Raw genomic sequence first — 20,628 nt, forward strand, 5'->3', positions numbered from 1 at the left:
CGACGATAAAATCTATAACACTAAACTTATATTTGAATTTTTGGAACTGCCCTAATGCATTAACTAAATTTACAGTGGTTATAAAACCCGATTGGTATTATTAATATGTTAAAATTTACAAAAGGAGATATCTTAAAATCAGGTGCGGATGCGCTTGTTAATTCTGTCAACACCCAGGGAGTGATGGGCAAAGGTGTTGCATTGGCATTTAAAAATTCTTATCCTGAAAACTATAAATCCTATGTAGAAGCTTGCAAAGCCGGCTTAGTAGATGTAGGCAAAATATTTGTTACTCAAACGAATCTATTGTCTCCGCGGTTTATAATAAACTTTCCCACAAAAAAGCATTGGCGTTACCCTTCAAAACTTGAATATGTCGAAGCCGGGCTTAAAGATTTAGTAAAATGGATTTCAGAAAATAATATTCATTCGATTGCTATTCCACCGCTGGGAAGTGGTCAGGGTAAGCTTAATTGGACACACGTCAAAACAGTTCTCATAAAATATCTCCAGCCTTTATCAGCTTCACTTGATATTTATATATATGAGCCATCAGATATATTTGCTCAAACTGCTGTTTTAAAAGTTGAATCTAAAGCATCGTTTACTCCGGTCAGGGTAATGTTATTATATCTTATGAAGCAATACAAAGTAATGGGAAACGAAATTAATCTTTTGGTTATTCAGAAACTTTCATATTTTTTGCAGAGATTTGGTGAACCGATGCGGCTTAAGTTTGAAAAAGGTTGGTACGGTCCTTATGCACATAACCTTATACCTGTTTTGAAAATCATGAATGGGAATTATATACAATTTCGTGCAGGTTCTATTAAACCTGAAACCATCATTACGTTAAAACCATCGATGTTTCATGATCTGGATTTCTATTTTAAGAATACATTAACAAATGATCAAACAGAAAGAGTAAGTCGAGTTTTAAATTTTATCGATGGATTTGAATCGCCATTTGGTTTGGAGCTTCTTGCTACTGTCGATTTTATATTGCAAAATGACAAAGGTAAAAATACACACGAAATACTTTCAGGAATACAGAGCTGGACTCACAGGAAGAAAGAATTGATTAAACCATATCAAGTTGATGTTGCTCTTCAAAGGATTAATCAATACCAATTATCCAGCAATTAAATACTAAATCTAATTATCAACACACCCGCTCCAATTCACATAAAAACAGCGCGCTTATAGTGGGTTTTTCTTTTATATCCATGGGACGAATAGAGGATCGGAAAGAAGATCCGCTATGGAAGAATGGATAGCATTGTCAGGTAAATTCCATGTTTAATAAGGAAGAGTTTGAATTGGTTTACTTTTGGAAAAAGTAAAGCGAAAGCTATTGTGAAGTTCTATGATGCGATAAAAAAGTTTACTGAAGACTGAACTGATATTGCAATTCAGTCCAAATCTTCATATATTTTTCAAGTTTTTTTATGAAAAATAGTATATATATCAAATTTGGAGTTGTTTCTACATGCTAAATGACTTCGGCCGTGTGCTATTATTCTTTATTATCGCCGGCATTTTTGTTACTTTAGGCTTAGTTACCGCTTGGGTTATCCGGCCGAAACGACCATATCCCGATAAGCTTACTACTTATGAATGCGGCGAAGACCCCGTAGGTTCACCGTGGGTTAAATACAACATCCGCTTTTATGTGGTTGCTCTCATCTTCCTCATCTTTGAAGTCGAAATTCTATTCCTTTTTCCTTGGGCGCTCGTGTATCAGGATTTAGGACTTTTTGCATTCATCGAAATGGTTATTTTCCTTGTAATACTATTTGTTGGTTATGCCTATGTTTGGGTGCGAGGCGATTTGGATTGGGATAGACCCGAACCGGATATTCCTTTCATCACTTCTCTTAATAAAAAAAAATCTTCCACTGCAGCTAAATAAACTAATGGGACTTTTAGATAAACGTTTTGAAAATAGCAATATAGTTATTACGACAATAGACGACTTGCTTAACTGGGCGAGACTTTCGTCGTTATGGTATATGCAATTCGGACTTGCCTGTTGTGCAATTGAGATGATGGCAACTGGTGCATCGCATTACGATTTGGACAGATTCGGTGCAATACCGCGTGCAACTCCGCGCCAAGCCGATGTTATACTTGTAACCGGAACAGTTTCAATTAAAATGGCTGAGCGTATAAAACGTTTGTATGATCAAATGGCTGAGCCACGTTACGTAATCTCGATGGGAAGCTGTGCCAACTGCGGCGGACCCTATTGGGAACACGGCTATCACGTCCTCAAAGGTGTCGATCGTATTATTCCTGTCGATGTTTATATTCCCGGCTGTCCACCACGTCCTGAAGCGCTCCTCGAAGGACTTATAAAACTTCAGGAAAAGATTCGAAAATCAAGTTTAGTCGAAACAAAAAATCATAAATCATAAATCCAAAAGCCAAAATCTAAAAATGTCTCCACAAGAAATACAAAATAAAATCACCGAAAAATTTGCCGATGCAATTGTTGAAGCAAAAGTCGAGGGTGTTCTCGAACCGTACGCAAAAGTGAAAGCTGAAACGATACGGGAAATCTCTTCTTTTATGCGGGATGATTCTGATTTACAATTCGATACACTTATGTGTTTGAGCGGAATGGATTACGGTAAAGGAATTTTAGGAGTTGTTTATAATTTCGGGTCGATCGCTAAAAAACATAAGTTCACACTCAAGGTTGAAGTACCTGTTGATTCACCAAATATTCCTTCGGTTGAATCGGTGTGGCGAACAGCCGATTGGCACGAACGCGAAGCATTCGATTTGTTTGGAATTGTTTTTACCGACCATCCCGATTTACGCAGAATACTTTTACCGGAAGATTGGGAAGGACATCCTTTAAGGAAAGATTATCAGGTTCAGGAATTTTATCATGGTATGAAGGTACCATATTAATATGGCAGAATTGATTCAAACTCAGGATAGAAAACTCCGCACCGAAGAGATGGTAATTCAGATGGGACCTCAGCACCCGTCAACACATGGGGTTCTCAGGTTGGAAGTTACCGTCGAAGGTGAAATTGTTACGCATGTAAAGCCATACATCGGTTATTTACACAGATGTTTTGAAAAACACGCTGAACAGATGGGCAACTATTCGCAAGTGATTCCTTATGTTGACCGGATGGATTATGTTGCCGCAATGTCGATGGAGTGGAGTTACGTTTTGGGGATGGAACGCATGCTAAGTATTCAAGTCCCCGAGCGTGTTGAGTACATACGAGTAATAATGGCTGAACTTCAGCGGATTGCATCGCACATTATTGCTATCGGAACTTTCGGACTCGATTTAGGTGCGTTTACACCGTTCCTGTTTTTACTGCGCGACCGCGAAATGATTTTAGAAATTTTCGAACGGACATGCGGCGCTCGTCTATTGTATAACTATTTCTGGATAGGCGGACTTTCACACGACGTTCCTCTCGACTTTGTTGATAGAACTCGTCAGTTTTGCAATACATTTAAAAAAACAATTGTAGAAGTAAACAACCTACTTTCGTACAACGAAATTTTTATCAAGCGGACAGCGAATGTCGGAATTTTACCGGCTGAAGTTGCAATTAATTATGCATCATCAGGACCAGTGCTGCGTGGTTCAGGTGTAGATTGGGATTTGCGGCGCGACGATCCTTACGGCATTTACAATCGCTTCGATTGGCAGCCTCAGATTGGAAAAGGTGAACGTGGAACTATCGGCGATTGCTGGGACCGTTACATTGTCCGTTGCCGCGAGATGGAACAAAGTATAAAAATCATCGAGCAGGCGATTGAAAAATTACCCGACGGCGATGTTCAATCGGCAATTCCAAAACGAATTCGTCCAAACGCAGGCGAAATTTATGTTCGCACCGAAGCTCCTCGCGGCGAATTAGGTTTCTATATTGTCAGCGATGGAACCGGATCGCCTTACCGAGTTAAAAGCAGGTCATCCTGTTTTGTGAACCTATCCGTTTTACCCGAAATTACTCGCGGTTATATGATTGCTGACCTCGTTGCAATTTTAGGAAGTATTGATATTGTGTTGGGTGAGATAGATAGGTAAAGAATAATGAAAAATAATAATATAGAAATAAATTTAAAATCAGAAATCCGAAGTCCGAAATTCGAAATCTAAAAGATGGATAAATTTTTAACCGACATATTAGGAAGTGAAATATTTGCATACATAATAATCGCGATATTGCCGCTTGTGTTTATCATTCCTTACGCGTTGTTTGCAGTATGGCTTGAGAGAAAAATTTCAGCATTTATGCAAGACCGATTAGGTCCGATGTATACCGGCGGTTGGCACGGATGGGCACAGACGATTGCAGATATCCTTAAACTTATTCAAAAAGAAGATATCGTTCCATCGGCAGCCGATAAAAAACTTCACTTGATTGCTCCGTTTTTAGTGTTTATCGGTTCTTATGCTGCATTTGCGGCAATCCCGTTCAGCAGCGAATATATCGGCAGTCATCTAAATTTGGGTATCTTCTTTATTATTGCGGTATCGTCACTTGTGGTAGTCGGTTTGTTGATGGCAGGCTGGGCGTCGAATAACAAATGGTCGCTCTTCGGTGCTATGCGTGCGGCTGCTCAAATTGTCAGCTACGAAATCCCGACTGCCCTTGCATTGCTTGCTGTAATTATGATTGCCGGAACTTTGAATCTTCAGGAAATTAATCACATGCAGAGCGGTTGGTTCTGGAATTGGTTTATCTTTGCAAAGTTTCCATTCGTCTTCATCGCATTTTTAATTTACTTCGTAGCATCACTTGCTGAAGTCAACCGGACTCCTTTCGATATTCCTGAAGCTGAATCGGAACTTGTTGCCGGTTACCACACCGAATATACCGGGATGAAATTCGCAATGTTCTTTTTAGCTGAGTATGCAAATATGTTTGCCGTCTCGGCGATTGCAGCTGCAGTTTTTCTCGGTGGTTGGAACAGTCCCTTTGGTAATTTTATGAGTGGACCAATCTGGGGCGTGTTCTGGTTTGTTACAAAAGGTATGTTCTTTATCATTGTTCAAATGTGGTTGCGATGGACTTTACCCCGCACGCGTGTCGATCAGTTGATGTATATATCTTGGAAAGTCCTAACTCCGTGGGCATTTGTTTGCATATTCGGAATTGGACTGTGGATTATGTTACAATAAATAAAAAGAATTATTAGTTCTTATTTCGATTGTTCATTATTCAATATAATTATGAAACAGTATTTTAAAGACATATTTACATCTATCTGGACAGTGCTGATTGGTATGCGCATCACTTTCTCGCATCTGTTTGTGCCTGCTGTAACGATACAATATCCGACAGTAAAAATGACACTCCCCGAACGCGCACGTAATCGTTTGTATGTTAATATGGACGATTGCATCGGATGCTTGCAGTGCTCGAATGCCTGTCCGGTGAATTGCATAGATATTGAAACCGTGAAATCGTTACCGACTGAAGATTTGGGTTTGACTTCAAAAGGAACGAAGAAACGCTTATATGTAACCGAGTTTAAAATTGATATCGGAAAATGCTGTTACTGCGGGCTTTGTGTTCCGCCTTGTCCTACTGAATGTATATTTATGACCGATACATACGAATTCTCGGAATATAAACGGCACGATTTGATATATAATTTTTGCACGATGACAGAAGACGAAATTACACGTGTAAAAACACAAGCAGCAGAAGCCGAGAAGGAAGCAGCAGCTAAAAAAGCAGCCGCAGCAAAACTCGCAGCAACGGCTAAACCTGAACAATCTAAAACCGAAAATCCAACATAAAAAATTATGAGTTTGATTGATATACTATTTTACTTCTTTGCAACAATCGCTGTAGTTTCAGCGTCGATTGTTGTTTTTTCAAGAAATATAATTTACTCGGCTTTTTCGTTGTTGTTTACTTTTTTTGCAGTAGCCGGACTTTACGTTCTGCTGAACGCCGATTTTCTTGCTATTACTCAATTGCTTATTTATGTCGGCGGTATTTTAGTGTTGATGTTATTCGGTGTAATGTTAACTCATAAAGTTGTAAGTGTTGATATGAAAACAGGTACGTTAAAAATTTTACCGGCTGCACTTATTACTTCGATGATTGCAGGAACTCTAATCGGCATCTTTACTGTAACCGATTGGAAGGTTGTACCGGCACAAAACGGCGACCCAATGCCAACCGCCAAAGCGATTGGCGAAATGTTTATGACCACCTGGCTCTTACCCTTCGAGGTTGCATCAGTGGTTTTGTTGGTCGCACTAATCGGTGCTGCAATTTTAGCAAGAAGAAACAAAGAAGAGAAATAGTGTCTGAAAACAGAAAACAAAAAAGAAAATTGACAGGCAATTAATGTTACAAATAGGATTAACGCATTATTTAGTTTTGAGCGCCATTTTATTTTCACTTGGAATTTTGGGTGTTGTAACTCGCCGTAATGCCATTTTAGTATTGATGGGCATCGAATTAATTCTTAATGCAGCAAATATAAATTTTATCGCATTCTCTCGTTACGGCACTTTTAATTTAGACGGTCAAATGGCTGCCATCTTTGTAATAGTCCTCGCAGCAGCCGAAGCTGCAATTGTTTTAGCAATCGTTTTAAACATATATAAAACTTTCCACACTGTGAACGTTGATGAAATTAATAAGTTGAAAGAATAGTTTGAAGATATGAACCAGGAATTAATTTTAATATTAACAATTTCAAACCTGCTGATACCATTTGTATCTTTTTTGATATTAATATTTTTCGGTAAACGACTTCCACGCGGCGGCGATATTGTCGGAACATCTCTTTTATTTGCTATGCTTGCTTCAGCTTTGACTGCGATGCTTTCCAAACTTGTTCTCTTCCCCGATGAAGTGATACAGGTTTCCTTCAAATGGCTCACTTTCGGAACTGTTCCTTTTATCGGTCAACTCGATTTACATTTAGGAATGGTTGTCGATAATCTTTCTTCGATTATGGTAGTCGTTGTTGCAATTGTCAGTGCACTTGTTCATCTCTTCTCAATCGGATATATGAAAGATGACATTCGCTACTCCCGCTACTTCGCTTATCTTGGCTTTTTCACATTTTCGATGATGATTATTGTTATCACAAATAACTTTTTTACAATGTATGTTGGTTGGGAATTAGTTGGTATCAGCTCGTATCTGCTAATCGGCCATTGGTTCGAGAAGAAGTCAGCATCCGATGCTGCGATCAAGGCATTCATTGTAAATCGCATTGGCGACCTCGGAATGTTTGCCGGTGTGATGATAGTATTTTTTACGTTCAGAACATTCTCGTTCGATGCAATTTTTTCAGCGATTGCGGACGGTCAAATTCCGATGGGAAGCGAAACCTGGTTGACCGCTGCCGGTATTCTAATTTTTTGCGGTGCAATCGGCAAGTCGGCACAATTTCCACTTCACGTATGGCTGCCCGACGCTATGGAAGGTCCCACACCTGTTAGTGCATTGATTCACGCCGCAACTATGGTTGCCGCCGGCGTTTATCTTGTCGCTCGCGTATTTGTTATGTTCACAGCCGATGCATTAATGTTTATTGCTTACATCGGAGCTATAACTGCTTTCGTTGCCGCAACAATTGCAATAGCTCAAAACGATATTAAAAAAGTTTTAGCTTACTCAACAATTTCTCAACTCGGTTATATGATTATGGGACTTGGAGTTGGAGCTTACACAGCCGGATTCTTCCACCTCGTAACACACGCAATGTTCAAAGCCGGTTTGTTCCTTGGTTCGGGTTCGGTTATTTACGGAATGCATCACGCTCTTCATAATCAGCACGATCATCATACCGACCCGCAGGATATTCGCAATATGGGTGGCTTGAAGAAAAAGATGCCTGTTACATTCTGGACTTTCCTGATTTACACACTTGCGATTTCGGGCGTGCCGCTTACTTCCGGGTTCTTGAGTAAAGATTCAATATTGGCTGGCACACTCGCTTATGGAAATTTAACGGGACATTTTTTGATTCCGGTTATCGGATTCTTAGTTGTCGGGCTTACAGCTTTCTATATGTTCAGGGTTGTGATAATTACATTTTTCGGTGAACACAAAGATAAGCACCGCTTCGACCTTATTCACGAATCACCGGCAGTTATGACGCTTCCATTAATAATATTTGCAGTTTTATCTTTCTTTGCATTTTACTCGTTCAATCCGTTCGATGCAACTGCAGGATGGATTTATCAGTTGTTGCCCCGTCCTGAATCGGTCGTTTCGATGGCAATGCAAGCAGCGAGCATCCAAATATTCGGCGAGGCATTTCATCACGCTCATTATCCTGCAATGTTTTTATCACTGGCTGTTGCCGGCTTAGGTATTCTTTTAGCTTTCGCAACTTACTACTGGAAAAAAATTAACGCCGATGCAATCGCAAAACGATTCAGCGGTGTTCACAAGTTTTTACTCAACAAATGGTACTTCGATGAATTGTACGGTTTTGTTTTTGTTGCAGGTACTCACGCTGTAACGCGAATTATGCGATGGTTCGATAACAATATTATTGATGGGCTTGTGAACAACATAGGAAGTTGGACAGTTGCCTTTACACTTGGATATAAAGAACAATGGAAATCTCGAACATTAAGCAGTTCAGTTTACTTGACGGTTGCTTCGCTTACGTCAGTTTTAGTCGGAATATTTTCAGCGTCAGCACTTTGGCCCGAAGCATCCGGATTTTTTAATTACATCGGTGCAATTGCAGGTGGTCTGCTCGCCGGACTGCTAACATTGTTTGGTTTTTGGGTGGGCGCCGGCGGTTTCGATAAATATGTCGTCGATGGTATGGTGAACGGTGTTGCCTACTTATCAGGTTTCTTCGGTTTAGTTTTTAGAAAATTTCAAACTGGTCGGGTCCAAACATATTTAATTTTTGTGATGTTTGGATTTATGATATTGTATTTTGTTTTTAGAACGTTTTAATCAATTAACATTACGGAGTAAATAAGCTTCAATGGAACTACAATTTCTTAACATAGGAATATTAACTTGGATAACATTCTTACCAATCATAGGAATGATATTTATTCTCTTAATTCCTAAACAAAATGGGAATGCAATACGGTGGACCTCGGTGGTCTTTACCGGCTTACAGGTAATTCTTGCTGTCCTAATTTATTTAGGGTTCAATAGAAGTCTTCCCGGAATCAACAATGCTGAAACATTTCAATTTGTAGAAAAATTTGATTGGATCAATGTTCAAAGTGTACCTTGGGTCGGCAGAATTGATATCGATTACTTTGTAGGCATCGACGGTTTAAGTGTTACGATGGTTTTGTTAACAGCCCTTATTTCTTTCATCGCGGTTTTTGCATCCTGGAACATCAAGAAATCACTTAATGGTTACTTCGCACTTTTACTGCTTTTAGATACAGGTATGATGGGTGTGTTCGTATCGCTCGACTTTTTCCTGTTCTACGTTTTTTGGGAAGTAATGCTGCTACCGATGTACTTCTTAATTGGAATTTGGGGCGGACCACGCCGCGAGTATGCTGCTATTAAATTCTTCCTCTATACATTATTCGGAAGCGTGTTGATGCTTCTCGTAATGTTAGCCCTTTACTTTAGTGTCTCTTATGTCGACCCTGCAACAGGCGAAAAAGTTCACACATTCAATATGTTGATGATGATGGACCCCACTAACTACGATCCGAACTCTTTGCTTGGTGGACTTCATACATTTTGGCGATACATAGCTTACGTAGGATTGTTCATAGGTTTTGCAATCAAGGTCCCAATATTTCCGTTCCACACCTGGTTGCCCGATGCACACGTGGAAGCTCCGACTGCAATCAGCGTTATATTAGCAGGTGTTTTGTTAAAGATGGGAACTTACGGGTTGCTCAGAGTTTCGTTCCCGATGTTTCCCGATGGAATGGTTTACTTTGCAATTCCGCTTGCAATACTTGGCTTTATAAATATAGTGTACGGGGCGCTGGTTGCTATGGCGCAAACCGATTTTAAAAAGTTAATTGCATACTCAAGTATCAGTCATATGGGTGTAGTAATTTTAGGTATGGCTGCACTTAACACGCAAGGCGTAACCGGTGCAGTAATGCAGATGTTCAATCACGGAACAATCACTGCGATGCTCTTCTTGATTGTTGGTGTAATTTACGACCGTGCACACACACGCGGACTTAACGATTTTGGCGGACTTGCTCAGCAGATGCCGCGTTATACTGGTGTTGTAACGATAGCTTTTTTTGCGGCACTCGGTTTACCGGGTTTAAGCGGATTTATCAGTGAAGCATTTTCATTTTTAGGCGCATTTCAGGTTTTCCGGTGGATTACAATTGCATCAACTTTAGGTATTGTGCTGACTGCCGCTTATATGTTATGGACTTTTCAACGGGTTTTTCTTGGAACACTTCCCGAAAAATGGAAAGACATACAAGATATCAACGGACGCGAGTTGTTTACTTTAGTCCCTTTAGCTATAATCGTGATTATTTTAGGAATTTATCCGAGTCCGTTAATTGATTTGATGAATTCATCAGTGAATCATCTAGTTGAATTTGTAAGTGCCGGTGCCGGTATGCCGATGCCAACACCATGAAATTTATGATTTTAGAATTGTTTTAAATTTTGAATTTTGAAGTAAATTTCAACATTAGAACTACGCTAATGAAAGTATTAGTGCTTAATTGAGAATTGTAATTCGTTTTTTGAGTGAAAATACTTGAATATCAACACGATAAATATTAATAAAAACACCTCAAATTAAAATATAATGTTACAACAAATATTAGACAGCTTAAAAATTTTTCAGCCAGAAATTACTCTCATTATTGTTTTATGTGCGGCTATACTGATTGATTTAATCATGAAAAACAAACCGCAGCTTATTGCATTGATTGTGATGGCTGGTTTGTTTTTAGCCGGGTATTTTGTAATCCAACAAAGTGGAGTAGCTGTTTCGATTTTCAGTGATATGTTTGTTGTCGATTCGTTTTCAGTTTTCTTCAAAGTAATTATTTTACTTACTGCAATTTTTGTGGTTATCTTTTCGATGCAGTCGAAGGAACTTAACAACGGAAAACGGAAATTGGGCGAGTATTACGCTTTCGTTATTTCTATGACTTTAGGAATGTTGTTGATGACCGGCGCCAGCAATTTACTGATGATGTATCTTTCCATCGAACTTACATCTTTAAGCTCATACATACTTGCAGGATATAAAAAAGAAACTCCCGATTCCACTGAAGCATCTCTCAAATATATCATCTATGGGGCGGTTTCTTCGGGTATGCTGCTTTACGGAATTTCGATTTTATACGGGCTTACAGGTTCGTTGAATATATACGACGTAAATCAAACACTACAACAAGGCGGAGTCAGCTTGCTTCCTTTGATAGCCGCAAACCTTTTAATGATTGTCGGCTTTGGTTTTAAAATATCTGCAGTTCCGTTCCACTTCTGGACACCCGATGTTTACGAAGGCGCGCCTATCACAATTACGGCATTCTTATCAGTCGCATCGAAAGCTGCCGGCTTTGCTCTGATGATTCGTTACTTCTTTGTAGGTTACTACGACCCGCTTGCAAGTGCAATCAACGGTTATTTTACGACTGTTAGCGGATTTGAGTGGCACATTATCATCGCTGTTCTTTCAGTCGCTACAATGACGATCGGAAACTTCACAGCAGTTTGGCAAAATAATCTCAAGCGTCTACTTGCTTATTCGAGTATTGCCCACGCCGGTTATATGATGATGGGTGTAGTAGTATTAAATAACGAAGGAATTTCTGCAATAATGATTTACTTCGCCACTTACTTGTTTATGAACTTAGGTGCTTTTTACATCGTGATGTTGATTGCAGACAAAATAGGGAGTGAAGATATCGATTCGTATAAAGGTTTAGGTTATAAAGCACCGTTTATGGCTGTGGTGTTAGCGATATTTTTGATTTCGTTAACAGGACTTCCGCCAACTGCCGGATTTATCGGGAAGTTATATCTCTTCGCAGCGCTGATAAACAGCGGATGGATTTGGCTTGCCATAGTCGGTGTGTTAAACAGCGTTGTATCGCTTTACTATTATGTCCGCATTTTCAGAAATATGTTTTTACGCGACATAGATATCGAACACGAACCAATCAAGTTTCGTCCGGCTCATTTTATTGTGGCACTATTATTAGTTATTCCGACTTTGGTTTTAGGTTTGTATTTCGGTCCGCTTGTCGATTTTGCACAAGCATCGGTAGGAATACTCGGTATTAAGTAGATAACCGATTGTGAATAAATCAGTTACGGCTTCTCTGTTTTAACGCTGAATTTATCTATTTGCTCCTTTTCAAAAATATTCTTTTATTTGTGCCATGAAATTATTATTTCTCTACATAATATGTGTTAATATTGTATTTTCACTTGATGAGAATTACTTTAGTAAGAAGGTCGAGGAGGATTCGGTTATTTATCAATATCGAATATTAGGTGATGATATTATGTGGAAAAACACATCTGCAATTGACCACCAATTATGGTCGAAACTCCCCGGCGGTATATATCAATTTGAAATCCGCGAATACTATCCGCAGCAAAATCGTTATAGCGAGATTATTTCTTTTACCATAGAAACGGAACGACCATTTTGGGAGCAACTAAATTTTTGGTGGCTTCATATAGTTGTTATTTTAATTTTCTTTTGGTTAATTCGTAAATACGAGTTAAAAAATAAATATATTTCGAAGCAGGCAATTCAAGAAAAGCAGCGAGCTGTTGAAACGGAACGAAGCCGCATTGCTCGCGATTTTCACGACGGCATTGGAAGTTCACTTTCACAAATATCAATTACATTGGATGTTGCAAATAAAAAGTTATCTTCCGGAGATATTACAGCAGCTCAACAAGATATTAATCTTACGGCATCAACAGTACATACCTTAATGAATGGCTTACGGGATATTATCTGGGCATTAGACCCATCAACAAATAGTTATCAGGATTTGACAGCTTTTATCCGGCACTACGCTGCCCGATTTCTTCAAACGAAAGGTATAAAATTATTTTTTGAATCTGATTCCAATAACGAAAAGCTCTTCTTTACTTCCGAATTCCGTAGAAATATTTTCTTCATAACCAAAGAAGCTCTAACGAATGTATGTAAATATTCAAAAGCCACAAAAGTTGATTTCGAAATTAAGATCAAAGGTAACGAATTCATTTTGGCGATTGCTGATAACGGTTGTGGATTCGAACATTGCATTGAAAACACGGACCCGCGAAACGGGAAAGGGCTGAATAATATGACTGCACGCGCTGAAGCTTTGGATGGAATTTTGAACATCCAATCTATTAAGGATAAAGGAACTTTTATTTCACTGAAGATTCTAAAATTAGATTCGCACATCATTTAACCACATTAAAATGTGTTTGAAATTAGTAAATATATGATATATTTTATCTATGGTGAAAACTATTAAAGTAGCAATCGTAGAAGACGATAATGTAATCCGAAACGGTATCGAGTATGTATTGAATAATACGCTGGGCTTCGAATGTGTGGGCTCGTTTAATTCGGGTGATGTAGCTCTGAAAAAATTGGCTATTGATGATGTTGATGTTGTGCTGATGGATATCAATATGCCCGGTATTTCGGGAATTGATTGTGTTAGAGAACTTCGAAAACGCAGATCCGATTTGAATATCTTAATGCTCACTGTTTACGAAACATCGGATAATATTTTTAGGTCGTTAACTGCCGGAGCCAGCGGATATGTTTTGAAAAACACACCGATGGATGAATTGTTGAAAGCAATAATAGAGCTTAACGAAGGGGGCGCCCCGATGTCCAACGAAATAGCCCGCAAAGTTATTAAAGCATTTCAAACAAAACCTGCCGAAGAAACTGAAGAATTATCGAAAAGAGAATATGAAATCGTCTCAGAATTAGCCAAAGGATTGACTTACGAAGAAATTGCAGATAAACTATTTATCAGCATCGAAACCGTCCGTTTTCATATCAAAAATATGTATAGCAAGCTCCACGTCCACTCCCGTACCCAGGCAGTGATGAAAGTATTTCAGCAGGGGAATTTGAATCATAATAATTTGTAAAGGTTTAATAGTTAATAAGGATAAATAGTATGAATAATTCAGAAATAAAAATCTACCGAAAAACGATTGCGAGCTATTTTGTTTTAGCAGTCATCATTCTGGTCTTCACGTCGTTAAATTTTTATTACAACCATTCAATTTTGAAGTTCATATTTTTTGAGGCACTGTTATTGACAGGTATTGTCCTTTGGATAATAGGGAAAACTCGAAAATATTTAGTTAGCAACATGCTTGCAATAGCAAAAACAAAAGATAGTGCCGAGGATAAATTAATCGAACAGACTATGCAGTTGCTAATTACAGCTCTTGAAGCGGCTGCGAATTCAATTATGATAACCGATAAATCTGGAAATATTCAATGGGTGAACAACGCATTCACATTGCTAAGTGGGTATTCGAAAGAAGAGGTTATAGGAAAAAATCCTCGTTTTCTGAAGTCAAATAAACTTGATCCGAAATTTTATCAAGACCTGTGGGAAACAATTCTTGCAGGGCATATTTGGAGCGGAAGATTAGAAAATCTGCGTAAAAATGGAACCTCATATATCGATGAATCGATAATCACACCTGTAACAGATAACAACAGCGAGATCACACATTTTATTGCTATAAAGCAGGATGTAACAGACAGAATTAAAACGGAAAATCAGCTCAAAGAATTAGAACAAAAGTACCGAAGTTTTTTTGAAGACGATGTTACGGGTGATTACATAACAACAACGGATGGTCAAATATTAATGTGCAACCCGGCATTCGCTGAAATGTTTAGATTTCCATCTGTGAGGGAGGCGCTGCATACAAACAGTGCAACTCTATACCGTGATGTTAATCCCTTTGCAGTATTACTCTCAAAATTGGTAAAATATAAAAAGCTTAATAATTACGAAGTCGAAATGGTCAGAAAAGATGGCTCTTTGGCTTATATCATCGCAAATTACATAGGTGTTTTCGATGAGTCGGGAATGCTTCAAGAGATTAAAGCGTATCTGATAGATGATACCCGAAGAAGAATGCTCGAAAATCAACTTATCCAAACTCAAAAGATGGACGGAATCGGAACGTTTGCGAGCGGGATTGCCCATGATTTCAATAATATATTAGGGATAATACTCGGACATGCTTCGTTAATAGAAGCACAAAATTATGATATAAAGGTGGAGGGAAAAAGTATTCAAGCTATTACTGAAGCCGCGTTACGGGGTGCGGAAGTCGTAAAACAATTGTTGACTTTTACACGGAAAACTGAGATGTATCGTGAATCTGTCCAAATAAATGATGTTGTCTCTGATGTAATGAAACTTATCGGCGAAACATTCCCCAAAACTATTAATACTATATTACATCTTGAAGAAAACTTACCCCCACTTGTTGCCGATAGAACCCAACTGCATCAGGTGCTCTTTAACCTATGCGTCAATGCGCGCGACGCAATGCCGCAAGGAGGCGAACTACATATATCAACACAACTGAGAAAAAATTCCCAAGAATATATTATACTCAAAGTAAGAGATACCGGAACCGGAATGGAAGAGAAAGTAATTAACCGGATATATGAACCCTTCTTCACCACGAAAGATCTTAATAAGGGAACCGGTTTGGGACTCTCCGTCGTATTCGGAATTATTCAGAACCATAAAGGTTTTATTGAAGTAAAAAGCAAGTTAGGTGCAGGTAGCGAATTTATTATTTCCTTACCGTTAATAAACAATGAAATTATAATTAAGAATAATGAGCTTACTGACCACACTACTCTCGTGGGAAATGAAACCATATTAGTTATTGAAGATGAACAATCATTAAGAGATTTGATGAAAGAATTTTTGATTTCAAATGGATATAAAGTTATAACTGCAACCGATGGCGAGGAGGGACTTATTGTTTATAAGCAGAATATCAGTGAAATAAAATTGGTTTTCTCAGATATTGGATTACCGAAAATCGATGGTTTGACTTTGTTTGAAAATATGAGAGCGATACTTCCGGAAGTAAAAACAATACTTACAAGCGGTTTTTTAGCGTCTAACAAAAAGTCTGAAATCATAAATGCCGGGGTGAAAGATTTTATACAAAAACCATATCACCCGGAGGAAGTTTTAAAGAAAATCAGGAAGGTACTTGATTGACATTCATCTCGTAAATCAACCTTGCACCCTCAAGCACTAACCAAGGTTCGCAGTGAATTTTAAAAGTGCTTTTTTGGCAAATGAATTTTGAGTAGCCGCCTGTCGCAAGGATATGGGCTTTTTTGCCCAATTTGTTTTCGATGCGTTTAATCATTCCCTCCATTGCATCTAATGCGCCGTACATAATGCCCGATTGCATACTTTCGACTGTGTTTTTGCCGATTACATTTTCGGGGAAGTGGAGTTCGATTTTAGGTAAACGTGCAGCACGCCTGTGCAATTCGCCGCCGGCTGTTTCTATTCCGGGCGATATCACACCTCCAAGATAATCGCCACGTGGCGAGATAACATCGAACGTGGTGGCTGTTCCAAAATCTACAACAATAGCCGGACCCCCATATTTTTTATAAGCAGCAACAGCGTTGCATAAACGGTCGGCACCCACAGCCGTCGGGTCATCGTATTTTATTTTTATCCCAAGTCTTAATGCAGCCGATACGATTACCGGTTTTACTTGAAAATACTTTTCAGCCATACGTTTAAAAATATCAGTTAAATTTGGAACAACTGATGAAATTATTACTCCCCCCATATTGATTAAAGGTAAATTAATTTGCTCGCATAATAATTTCACGATTAAAAAACATTCGTCTTCGGTTCTTGTAATTGTGCTCGAGAGCCGCCAGTGTGATATTAATTTTTCTTTATTAAATACTCCAACTACGGTATGAGTATTTCCGATATCAATAGATAGTAACATAGCATATTCTCACAATTGTTTGTTGATGGTTACATCGCCGGAAAATAATTTTATCTCGTTAGCCCCCGTTTCAAGAATTAAACTGCCGTCTGAGTCAATCCGGAGAGCTTTTCCGTGTATTTGTTTTTCAAAATAAGAAACTGATATTTCTTTTCCAAACATCTTGCATCTATTTCTCCATTCTGTCAAATATTCTTGATAATCTCTACGTATGAGTCGGAAATACATATCTTCAAACCATTTTAGTATTTCAACTAACAAAATTACTCTGTCGATTGTTTTTCCGAACTCATTCTTTAAGGAGGTAGCATTTAAATTTATTTCATCAGGAAATAATTCTTGATTAACATTCAAGCCGATACCGACGATGATACGTTTCATTTTATGAGTGGAAGTTGATTCAATCAGAATTCCGCAAGTTTTTTTTCCGTTTATCAAAATATCGTTGGGCCACTTACACTCAGCTTCTAAATTTGTAACAGCTTCAATTGCTTTTGCAACAGCGGAGGCAGTCAGCAGCGGCAGTAACCCGATTTTATTCAGCTCTGATTCAGGTTTTAAAATAATTGAAAAAGTAAGATTTTTTTCTTTCTCGCTTTCCCATTTACGGTTGAATCTACCACGACCACCGGTCTGCTCTTCAGCAATTATCACCATTCCGTTTATTGAATCAGTTTCAGGAAGTGTTTTTGCATAAGTATTGCTTGAGTTGATAGTCTCGAATGAAATAATATTTCTACCAACTACTTTGGTTGTTAAATTATTTAATATTTTATCTTTGTCGATCATAAATCAGATTGATTATACCAAAATAGGATTTGAAAAACAACGATAATTATTTTAAGCATCAAAACAATTTTTCATACATATCTGCCATTTTACGTTTCGCTATTCAGGTTTCGACACCACGTATGACAGTATGTCAGTTAGATAATTTTATATGTTGATTGAATGAAAATGCACAACATACTATAACGCATTGAAAAATAGTAAGTTAAAACAATTATAGTGTAATTACTGGATACTGGCACGATGCTTGAGTGTAATAATGTCAGAAATATAAATAACCAAAACAAATAACTATAGGAATATAAAAATGACACTAATAAAATTTTCACCATTCAGAGAAATTGAAACTCTCGAAAATCAAATCCAAAAAATATTTAATGACTTTCCACTTACACGCAGAATGAGTGGTTCTTTCATCCCCTCTATCGATTTACGCGAAGACGAAAAGAATCTGTACCTTACTGCTGAATTACCGGGCATCGAAAAAGAAGAAGTAAAAATTTCTCTTCATAATGATGTGCTTACAATTAGCGGTGAGCGGAAACGTGAAGAGAAAAAGGAAAAAGAAAATTTCTACAATCTCGAAATGTGCTACGGAACGTTCAACCGTTCGGTAACCCTCCCTGTCGAAGTGGATAACGAAAAAATTGAAGCGAATTTCAAAAATGGTATCTTGAAAATTCAAATGCCTAAATCGAATCCGAAAGATATTTCGAAGACGATAGAGATTAAGTAACAATTTGAAAAAAAGATAGAACGAACTGAGTAAGGATCGTAGTTTTACGCATCCTTACTCTTTTCTTAATTTAAAAAATAAATCCGCCAAAGGCGGAAAAGGAGAAACAAAATGGCTGGTAAAATAATTGGAATTGATTTAGGAACTACTAACTCGGTTGTTGCCGTAATGGAAGGTAACGACCCGGTTGTAATTGCGAATCCGGAAGGTTCGCGTACAACTCCGTCGGTTGTGGCATTTACAAAATCCGGTGAACGGCTTGTTGGTCAAGCGGCAAAGCGGCAAGCAGTAACAAACTCGCAAAACACGGTGTTTTCTATCAAACGGTTTATGGGACGGTTCCATAACGAAGTAAATGAGGAAATGAAACTTGTTCCATATAAAGTAATACAAGGAGATAACAATACCGCACGCATCCAGATAGACGATCGTGTATATTCGCCGCCAGAAATAAGCGCTATGGTTCTGCAAAAAATGAAACAGACTGCCGAAGATTATTTAGGACAAAAAATTACAGAGGCAGTTATTACGGTACCTGCGTATTTCAACGATGCACAGCGTCAGGCAACAAAAGAAGCTGGAGAAATTGCCGGACTGACTGTCCGACGCATTATCAACGAGCCAACGGCTGCTGCTTTAGCTTATGGACTTGATAAGAAAGCAAAAGATATGAAAATCGCAGTATTCGATTTGGGCGGAGGAACTTTCGATATTTCGATTCTTGAACTTGGTGATGGTGTGTTTGAAGTTAAATCGACAAACGGCGATACTCACCTCGGCGGAGATAACTTTGATCATCGCATCGTAGATTATCTTGCAGACGAATTCAAGAAAAATGAAAGTGTCGATTTACGCAAAGACCCGATGGCTTTGCAGCGTTTACGTGAAGCAGCCGAAAAAGCAAAAATCGAATTATCACAATTAATGCAAACCGACGTTAATCTGCCGTTCATCACCGCAACTGCCGATGGTCCCAAACACTTAAATATCAATATCACGAGAGCTAAATTTGAAACACTCGTCTCTGACCTTGTAGATAGATGCTTTCATCCTGTCGAAAGTGCTTTAAAGGATTCAGGATTATTGCCGAATCAAATCGACGAGATTATTTTGGTAGGCGGGATGACTCGTATGCCACGTATTCAACAACTTGTAAAAGATATTTTCGGTAAGGAGGGACATAAAGGAGTTAACCCGGATGAAGTCGTTGCTGTAGGAGCGGCTATCCAAGGCGGAGTTTTAAGTGGTGATGTTACCGACGTCCTTCTGCTCGATGTTACTCCACTGGCATTGGGAATTGAAACACTCGGAAATGTGATGACCGTTTTGATTCCATCTAACACCACAATCCCGACTAAGCGGAGCGAAATATTCTCGACTGCAGCCGATAGTCAAACATCCGTTGAGATTCATGTTCTGCAGGGTGAGCGTCCGATGGCAATTGATAACCGGACTTTAGGCAAGTTCCATCTCGATGGTATTCCACCGGCGCCACGCGGTGTTCCACAAGTCGAAGTTATATTTGATATAGATGCTAATGGAATGTTACACGTTGCCGCAAAAGATAAAGCAACAAGTAAAGAGCAAAGTATTAGAATTACTTCTTCGAGCGGACTGACAAAAGAAGAAATCGAGAAAATGAAAACTGATGCCCAGTCGCACGCTGCTGAAGATAAAAAACGAAAAGAAGAAATTGAAACAAAGAACCAAGCCGACAATCTTGTTTTCCAAACACGCAAGCAGATTACAGATTTGGGAGATAAAATTCCTGCTGATGTTAAATCCAAATTAGAATCGGCTACCGATGCACTCGATGCAGCAGTTAAAGCCGGCGTTCATGCTGATATTAAATCGAAAATGGAAACTTTGAACAATGTTTGGAACGAAGCTTCATCAAAGATGTATGAAAATGTAAAATCGCAGCCGGGTGCTGAAGGCTTCCAAGGCGGCCAGCAACAAGCTCAACCCGAAACCGAAGAGAAAAAAGAAAAAAGCAAGGCAGTTGAAGATGCCGATTTCGAAGTGGTTGAAGATAAGGATAAGTAGTTTGATTAGATGGAAAGGCGGAAGTTCGATTGCTTCGATTACCGCCTTTCACGATTTCCAGTCCAATGACAAACAAGAAGTTATCGAGATCCTAATAGAAAA

19 protein-coding genes are annotated in these 20,628 nt (G+C 38.7%); 17 read left to right on the plus strand and 2 right to left on the minus strand.

Annotated elements, in window-relative coordinates; all coding sequences use genetic code 11:
• Window positions 1-105: 105 nt before the first annotated feature.
• The 15 genes from QME58_07315 (at window position 106) to QME58_07385 (ending at window position 16,195) form a co-directional block, all read left to right on the plus strand.
• Entirely contained in the window at window positions 106-1,146 is a 1,041-nt protein-coding gene (locus QME58_07315; GenBank protein ID MDI6803641.1) for a macro domain-containing protein, read from the plus strand.
• Window positions 1,147-1,489: 343 nt separating this feature from the next.
• Complete coding sequence (locus QME58_07320) at window positions 1,490-1,912, plus strand: NADH-quinone oxidoreductase subunit A (protein MDI6803642.1); 423 nt, start codon at window positions 1,490-1,492, stop codon at window positions 1,910-1,912.
• A gap of 4 nt (window positions 1,913-1,916) precedes the next feature.
• Complete coding sequence (locus tag QME58_07325; protein MDI6803643.1) at window positions 1,917-2,417, plus strand: NADH-quinone oxidoreductase subunit B family protein; 501 nt, start codon at window positions 1,917-1,919, stop codon at window positions 2,415-2,417.
• 22 nt (window positions 2,418-2,439) lie between these two features.
• A complete protein-coding gene (locus tag QME58_07330) occupies window positions 2,440-2,919 on the plus strand; it encodes an NADH-quinone oxidoreductase subunit C (protein ID MDI6803644.1) in 480 nt (159 codons plus the stop codon).
• Between the two features lies 1 nt (window position 2,920).
• Complete coding sequence (locus QME58_07335; GenBank protein ID MDI6803645.1) at window positions 2,921-4,066, plus strand: NADH-quinone oxidoreductase subunit D; 1,146 nt, start codon at window positions 2,921-2,923, stop codon at window positions 4,064-4,066.
• 75 nt (window positions 4,067-4,141) lie between these two features.
• The gene (nuoH, locus tag QME58_07340; protein MDI6803646.1) at window positions 4,142-5,164 is read left to right on the plus strand and encodes an NADH-quinone oxidoreductase subunit NuoH; all 1,023 of its coding nucleotides are present in this window, start codon (window positions 4,142-4,144) and stop codon (window positions 5,162-5,164) included.
• A gap of 51 nt (window positions 5,165-5,215) precedes the next feature.
• On the plus strand, window positions 5,216-5,788 hold the full coding sequence (locus QME58_07345) for an NADH-quinone oxidoreductase subunit I (protein MDI6803647.1): 573 nt from the start codon (window positions 5,216-5,218) through the stop codon (window positions 5,786-5,788).
• Window positions 5,789-5,794: 6 nt separating this feature from the next.
• Window positions 5,795-6,304: an NADH-quinone oxidoreductase subunit J gene (locus QME58_07350; GenBank protein ID MDI6803648.1), complete on the plus strand. Its 510-nt coding sequence runs from the start codon at window positions 5,795-5,797 to the stop codon at window positions 6,302-6,304.
• 43 nt (window positions 6,305-6,347) lie between these two features.
• The gene (nuoK, locus tag QME58_07355) at window positions 6,348-6,659 is read left to right on the plus strand and encodes an NADH-quinone oxidoreductase subunit NuoK (GenBank protein ID MDI6803649.1); all 312 of its coding nucleotides are present in this window, start codon (window positions 6,348-6,350) and stop codon (window positions 6,657-6,659) included.
• Between the two features lie 9 nt (window positions 6,660-6,668).
• Window positions 6,669-8,936 (plus strand): NADH-quinone oxidoreductase subunit L, encoded by a 2,268-nt coding sequence (nuoL, locus tag QME58_07360; GenBank protein ID MDI6803650.1) that lies wholly within the window; start codon window positions 6,669-6,671, stop codon window positions 8,934-8,936.
• Window positions 8,937-8,967: 31 nt separating this feature from the next.
• Window positions 8,968-10,572, plus strand: coding sequence for an NADH-quinone oxidoreductase subunit M (locus QME58_07365; GenBank protein ID MDI6803651.1), 1,605 nt, complete (start codon window positions 8,968-8,970; stop codon window positions 10,570-10,572).
• Window positions 10,573-10,746: 174 nt separating this feature from the next.
• Window positions 10,747-12,240 carry an NADH-quinone oxidoreductase subunit N gene (locus QME58_07370; GenBank protein ID MDI6803652.1) on the plus strand — a complete coding sequence of 498 codons (1,494 nt, stop codon included), beginning with the start codon at window positions 10,747-10,749 and terminating at the stop codon, window positions 12,238-12,240.
• Window positions 12,241-12,334: 94 nt separating this feature from the next.
• Entirely contained in the window at window positions 12,335-13,372 is a 1,038-nt protein-coding gene (locus tag QME58_07375) for a histidine kinase (GenBank protein MDI6803653.1), read from the plus strand.
• A gap of 49 nt (window positions 13,373-13,421) precedes the next feature.
• Window positions 13,422-14,072: a response regulator transcription factor gene (locus tag QME58_07380; GenBank protein MDI6803654.1), complete on the plus strand. Its 651-nt coding sequence runs from the start codon at window positions 13,422-13,424 to the stop codon at window positions 14,070-14,072.
• A 29-nt stretch (window positions 14,073-14,101) separates the two neighbouring features.
• The gene (locus tag QME58_07385; protein MDI6803655.1) at window positions 14,102-16,195 is read left to right on the plus strand and encodes a PAS domain S-box protein; all 2,094 of its coding nucleotides are present in this window, start codon (window positions 14,102-14,104) and stop codon (window positions 16,193-16,195) included.
• Here the strand turns inward: QME58_07385 and QME58_07390 are convergent.
• Both QME58_07390 and QME58_07395 read right to left on the minus strand, forming a co-directional pair.
• The gene (locus QME58_07390) at window positions 16,176-16,955 is read right to left on the minus strand and encodes a type III pantothenate kinase (protein MDI6803656.1); all 780 of its coding nucleotides are present in this window, start codon (window positions 16,953-16,955) and stop codon (window positions 16,176-16,178) included. The two genes, QME58_07385 and QME58_07390, sit on opposite strands and share 20 nt — an antisense overlap.
• 9 nt (window positions 16,956-16,964) lie before the next feature.
• Window positions 16,965-17,744, minus strand: a complete 780-nt coding sequence (locus QME58_07395; protein MDI6803657.1) for a biotin--[acetyl-CoA-carboxylase] ligase — start codon at window positions 17,742-17,744, stop codon at window positions 16,965-16,967.
• A 307-nt stretch (window positions 17,745-18,051) separates the two neighbouring features.
• Between QME58_07395 and QME58_07400 the strand changes: the two genes are divergently transcribed.
• A complete protein-coding gene (locus QME58_07400; GenBank protein MDI6803658.1) occupies window positions 18,052-18,480 on the plus strand; it encodes an Hsp20/alpha crystallin family protein in 429 nt (142 codons plus the stop codon).
• Window positions 18,481-18,591: 111 nt separating this feature from the next.
• Window positions 18,592-20,526: a molecular chaperone DnaK gene (gene dnaK / locus QME58_07405; GenBank protein MDI6803659.1), complete on the plus strand. Its 1,935-nt coding sequence runs from the start codon at window positions 18,592-18,594 to the stop codon at window positions 20,524-20,526.
• Window positions 20,527-20,628: the final 102 nt, after the last annotated feature.

Source organism: Bacteroidota bacterium, from assembly GCA_030017895.1.
Lineage (GTDB): Bacteria > Bacteroidota > Ignavibacteria > UBA10030 > BY39 > JASEGV01.